This window comes from Bacillus haikouensis (assembly GCF_013179555.1).
Taxonomy (GTDB): domain Bacteria; phylum Bacillota; class Bacilli; order Bacillales; family Bacillaceae_B; genus Rossellomorea; species Rossellomorea haikouensis_A.
The window spans coordinates 1-5,045 of record NZ_JABMCR010000283.1 but is presented as its reverse complement, the minus strand read 5'-3'; the positions used below and the strand labels follow the sequence as shown (position 1 = coordinate 5,045).

General features: G+C 46.5%; 6 protein-coding genes. All 6 read left to right on the top strand.

The features are described 5' to 3' along the window. Nucleotides 1-579: L-threonylcarbamoyladenylate synthase (locus tag HP456_RS19680; RefSeq protein ID WP_172254270.1), on the top strand; the 579-nt coding region annotated here is incomplete at its 5' end. A gap of 217 nt (nucleotides 580-796) precedes the next feature. Further along, the gene (locus HP456_RS19675) at nucleotides 797-1,351 is read left to right on the top strand and encodes a manganese efflux pump MntP (protein ID WP_172254259.1); all 555 of its coding nucleotides are present in this window, start codon (nucleotides 797-799) and stop codon (nucleotides 1,349-1,351) included. A gap of 563 nt (nucleotides 1,352-1,914) precedes the next feature. Further along, nucleotides 1,915-2,358 carry a low molecular weight protein arginine phosphatase gene (locus tag HP456_RS19670; protein ID WP_172254257.1) on the top strand — a complete coding sequence of 148 codons (444 nt, stop codon included), beginning with the start codon at nucleotides 1,915-1,917 and terminating at the stop codon, nucleotides 2,356-2,358. 21 nt (nucleotides 2,359-2,379) lie between these two features. Then, nucleotides 2,380-3,669 carry a methyl-accepting chemotaxis protein gene (locus tag HP456_RS19665; RefSeq protein WP_172254255.1) on the top strand — a complete coding sequence of 430 codons (1,290 nt, stop codon included), beginning with the start codon at nucleotides 2,380-2,382 and terminating at the stop codon, nucleotides 3,667-3,669. 200 nt (nucleotides 3,670-3,869) lie between these two features. Next, nucleotides 3,870-4,310 carry a ribose 5-phosphate isomerase B gene (gene rpiB / locus HP456_RS19660; RefSeq protein ID WP_172254254.1) on the top strand — a complete coding sequence of 147 codons (441 nt, stop codon included), beginning with the start codon at nucleotides 3,870-3,872 and terminating at the stop codon, nucleotides 4,308-4,310. A 15-nt stretch (nucleotides 4,311-4,325) separates the two neighbouring features. Continuing rightward, nucleotides 4,326-4,868 carry a TIGR01440 family protein gene (locus HP456_RS19655; protein ID WP_172254252.1) on the top strand — a complete coding sequence of 181 codons (543 nt, stop codon included), beginning with the start codon at nucleotides 4,326-4,328 and terminating at the stop codon, nucleotides 4,866-4,868. Nucleotides 4,869-5,045: the final 177 nt, after the last annotated feature.

Here is a 5,045-nt window from a genome sequence, read left to right as displayed (position 1 = left end):
CCGAGCCCGACGACTGCCCAGCATGTGATTGATGACTTAAAAGACAAGATCATCGGTGTAGTTGACGGAGGGGAAACAGGTGTCGGGGTGGAATCAACCGTTGTCGATTGTACAGGACCTGTCCCCGTCATTTTACGGCCTGGCGGAGTAACAAAAGAGCAGCTTCAGGAAATCGTCGGGGAAGTGGGTGTTGATCCTTCATTAAAAGAAGGGAAAGGTGCGCCGAAATCTCCCGGAATGAAATATACGCATTATGCACCGGATGCCCCCGTCTATTTGGTCGATGGCACGCGTGCTGACATGCAAAAGCTTGTGGATGAGAAAAGAAACGACGGATTGAAGGCGGGTGTATTGACCACGGATGAATACATGGATGACTATCAGGCTGATGTTGTCCTTTCCGTCGGCCGGAGAGATGATTTGAATACGGTCGCCCACCATTTGTATGATACGCTTCGGGCATTTAATAATAGCGGAGTGGATATTATCTTTTCCGAAATGTTCCCGGAAGAAGGTGTCGGGCTTGCGATTATGAACAGGCTTCAGAAAGCTGCGGGGTATCGTGTGATCAAGGGTTGATCCATGAAGGAAATGCAGGTTCCGTTCGATACGGCAAGAGTTGAATCTCCCCGATATTAATGAAAATTACCTCTGTTGGTTTGCATGATCTGCGGCCGGCAGGGGTTTTTTAGATGGGTGCAAGAGCGGGTAAACAATCCTGTCCATATTTTCCATTCTAATTTTCTTTGGACGTGCATAAATTGTTCTTGAAGGCACGTCCAGAGGAGGAAAAGGAATGACTACGCTTATCGGGGAATTGATTACCTTAATGTTAATGGCATTTGCTCTCGGGATGGATGCCTTTTCAATCGGAATCGGAATGGGGATGTTTCAGCTCAGGTTGAAGCAGATTTTTTACATAGGATTGACTGTCGGTCTCTTTCATGTGTGGATGCCTCTCCTGGGGATGATCACGGGAAAATTTTTATCCGACACCTTCGGATCATTTGCTACTTATGCAGGGGGCATCCTTCTGGTCGTGCTGGGCATTCAGATGTTTATGTCGAGTTTCAAAGATGAAGAAACGTCGCTGATCACTCCGGCAGGATTTGGCCTCCTGTTATTTGCGCTCAGTGTGAGCTTGGACAGCTTCTCAGTGGGCCTGACCCTTGGTATATTCGGAGCGAGAACGGCTGTGGCTCTTGCTTGCTTCGGTGTGGCAGCCACGCTTCTAACCTGGATCGGCCTCTTGCTCGGAAAAAAATTTCAAGGCGTACTCGGAACGTACAGCGAAGCCCTTGGAGGCAGCATCCTCTTCGCCTTCGGAATCAAACTGCTGCTGCCGTTGTAGATTAGTAGAATGGCAGGTTTATATGGTTCAATGTCCCTTCCTGGCCTGCTTTAAAACTCTAAGGCCAATCCCTCACTGCAATTGATGCGGCGGGGGTTTTTGTTTGAAGGAAATTCTTATGAGCTGGAGACATGACTCTAACCTGATAAGAAGTCAAAAGTAGAAGGATTCATTCATCTTATGTCTTTCTCCTATTATGAAGCTCTTTAGCAAATGTATTGTTTTAATTTTGATTGGAGTGCAAGATAAGACTCCTAAAGGAATGTGTGAGACTCGTCTTGCTGCGGGGATGAGAGGCACATGTCCAGTCAACTCATCCTAGAAGACAAAGCACGCCTTCGCGGCCGATTCGTTTTATGCCACCTGTCTCTTGTTAATCCCCTCCGCTTTTCTGACCCTCAGGAGCACAGCGAGGAGAAGGTTCACAGACCACCCGCGGAAATCTATGTTTTGCACGAAAATCAACAGCGGTATACAGTGGTTGTTTCTTTTTGTATTCTTTGTGAATGTCCTATAAGAGAATTGGAAATTATTTTATAATAGGTTGTAAGGAGGATGAGAGGATGAAGATCTTATTTGTTTGTACGGGTAATACGTGCCGCAGTCCGATGGCGGAGGCGGTATTGAGACATAAGGGTGCCGACCGGTTCGAAGTGAAATCGAGCGGGGTTTTTGCGATGAATGGAAGCGATGCTTCATTTCAGGCTAAAGAAGTTCTGAAAGAGAACGATATAAAACATAAGCACCAATCCAGCACGCTGAGAAAAAAGGACATCGATTGGGCGGACTATGTGTTTACGATGACCGCACATCATAAATGGACGATTATGGATCAGCATCCGGGAGCTTCTGATAAAGTGTTCACTTTAAAGGAATATGTGCTTGAAGATCCTGAAGACTTGGATGTGTCCGATCCGTTTGGAGGAAGCGTCGAATTATACAGACATACATATTCAGAGCTGGATTCGCTGATTGAGCAATTGATCAAGAAGTTTGAAAAAGATTGATTTTTTGAGGAGAGAAAAGGGATGGGGAAAGAGAGAAGCTATAAGTCCGGTCTTAGAAAGAAACTGTTTTTCTTTATTACGATTTTGGCATTGGTCACGTATTCGACCTCGGCATTTTTCATTTATTTTATCAAGCCGACATTTGCACCGGATATGAATGAATTCTTATTTACAAGTGTTACGTTAGGGATGGGTGTATTCTGGTCGGGTTTGCTGGCTTTCTTTGCGGCTGGATTTATCGTCAAACCGCTTCAGCGTCTGGAGCAGGCAGCCTTGAAGGCAGCCGAAGGAGACATCGCGGTGGAAGTAGAAGTGCCTAAGTCGGATGATGAAATCCGTTCGCTGGGACTTGCGTTCAACCGCATGCTGCATAATCTCAGGGACATGGTGTCCAGTATCGAGGAAAATTTCACAAAAACAAATTCAAATGTTGTGGATTTATCGAAGGCTTCTGAAATGGCTTCCCAGCAGGCGGATTCGATTTCAAGAACGATCGGTGAAATATCGGCCGGTGCCGAAAGCTCGGCGATGTCGATTCAGACAACAGCCGAATCAGTCGAGGACGTCATACAGATCGCTCAGGAAGTGCAGAATCACTCAAAGTCTTCCGAGCAGCTTTCAAAAAATATGGTCACCGAGCTTCAGGGAAGCAAAGAAGTGATTCATTCATTAGTGGAAGGAATTACGACCCTTGCAAAAGGAAATGAAGACTCCCTGGAAGTGGTGCGCAGACTGGAAGATAACGCGAAAAAAGTCGAGCAGATCATTCAATTGGTCGGAGATATCGCAAACCAGACGAACCTTCTCGCGCTGAACGCTTCCATTGAAGCAGCACGCGCCGGTGAACACGGAAAAGGATTTGCCGTCGTGGCTGAAGAGGTCCGCAAGCTTGCGGATGAAAGCGGAAAAGCGGTTCAGGGTATTTCCGAATTAATTAAAAATATTCAAACAGAAGTCGGAAACGTGGTCGGACAGATTTCAAACCAGGTGACGACGGCCAACAAGGAAGCGGAAAAAGGCTCCAAAACGAATGAAGTCATTGAAACGATGACGAGTACGATTCATGAAGTGGCGGACTCAGTTCAAAAAATTTCCGGTCTTGTCGACAGACAAATGGAAAGCATCAAGCTTACTTCCCGGCAATCCCAGGAAGTAGCAGCAATTGCAGAGGAAACTTCTGCAGGTGCAGAAGAAGTATCGGAATCGACGCGTGAGCAGGCAGCTGTCATGGAGAATGTCGAAGAATTGGCACTGAATCTCAAGAAACAGGCAGAATCGCTGAAAGGAACAATCAGTCGTTTTCATTTATAATGATTGATGTATCGAGCATGGACTTGCTGGTGTCCATGTTCTTTTTTTATGGGAAGAAGCCGTGGCGATTTGGTGGAGGCACACCATGATTTTTTTATATAAAAACAACTTTATTCCTAAGAATAAAAACTTTATCTATCATGTTGGGTATGTCAAAATAAAAGGAAACAAACAATAGTCAAAAATGGGAGTGACGATGGATGAAAATCGCAATTGCATCAGATCACGGCGGGGTAAATATTCGTGAAGAAATCAAATCATTAATGGATGAGCTTGGACTTGTATATGAAGATTTTGGCTGTGAGTGCGGCAATTCAGTGGATTATCCTGATTATGCAGTGCCTGTGGCGGAAAAGGTAGCGAGCGGGGAGTTCGACCGTGGCATCCTGATCTGCGGAACAGGCATCGGCATGAGCATTTCTGCAAATAAAGTGAAAGGGATCCGTTGTGCACTTGTTCATGATGTGTTCAGTGCAAAAGCGACCCGTGAACATAATGACAGCAACATTCTTGCGATGGGTGAACGAGTCATAGGACCAGGCCTGGCGCGTGAAATCGCCAAAACTTGGTTAGGGACGGAATTCGAAGGCGGGCGTCACGCAGACCGTATTGGGAAAATTACGGCATACGAAGACAAATAATAGGAAGTGGGTTTCATGGAAATCACTCAATTGCAAGAGCAGCTTCGCAGCATACTGACAGAGTTCAAGGAAAAAATTACGCTGAAAACCGGACAGGTTTTTGTGGTCGGATGTTCAACCTCGGAAGTCATCGGTGAACGGATCGGAACGGCCGGAACGTTTGAAGTGGCCGAGATGATCTACAGTGAGTTAAAAGAATTTGCCGATTCAGCCGGGGTATCGCTCGCGTTTCAATGTTGCGAGCACCTGAATCGGGCAATCGTTATGGAGCGCGAAACGGCTGAACGCAAAAGTCTGGATGAAGTCGCAGTAGTGCCTGCACGTTCTGCTGGCGGTGCTATGGCCACACATGCCTACCGTTCGTTTGAAGATCCCGTCATGGTGGAATTCATAAAAGCGGATGCTGGAATCGACATCGGTGATACGTTCATCGGCATGCAGCTGAAACATGTTGCCGTACCAGTCAGAGTATCACAGAAAAGCCTCGGCGGCGCGCACGTAACGCTCGCTGTCACCCGCCCGAAGCTGATCGGCGGGGTACGCGCTGTCTATGAATGAGGATGAAGAATAAAGCCCGTCTTTCAATGCTTAATGCGTTGACGGATGGGATTTTTGTTTTTTTACCATGTACAGAATCGCTTTGTTGTACCAGGTACATATTGAACTGATTGTACCAGGTATAAAACCCTTGATGGACCAATCAGGCTCCAACCAGCCCCCAATTTTATTCCCTGC

Excerpts from the sequence above, each read along its gene's own strand:
- HP456_RS19665 (WP_172254255.1), top strand. The coding sequence starts at position 2,380 with ATGGGGAAAGAGAGAAGCTATAAGTCCGGTCTTAGAAAGAAACTGTTT.
- HP456_RS19675 (WP_172254259.1), top strand. The coding sequence starts at position 797 with ATGACTACGCTTATCGGGGAATTGATTACCTTAATGTTAATGGCATTT.
- HP456_RS19655 (WP_172254252.1), top strand. The coding sequence starts at position 4,326 with ATGGAAATCACTCAATTGCAAGAGCAGCTTCGCAGCATACTGACAGAG.
- HP456_RS19670 (WP_172254257.1), top strand. The coding sequence starts at position 1,915 with ATGAAGATCTTATTTGTTTGTACGGGTAATACGTGCCGCAGTCCGATG.
- rpiB (WP_172254254.1), top strand. The coding sequence starts at position 3,870 with ATGAAAATCGCAATTGCATCAGATCACGGCGGGGTAAATATTCGTGAA.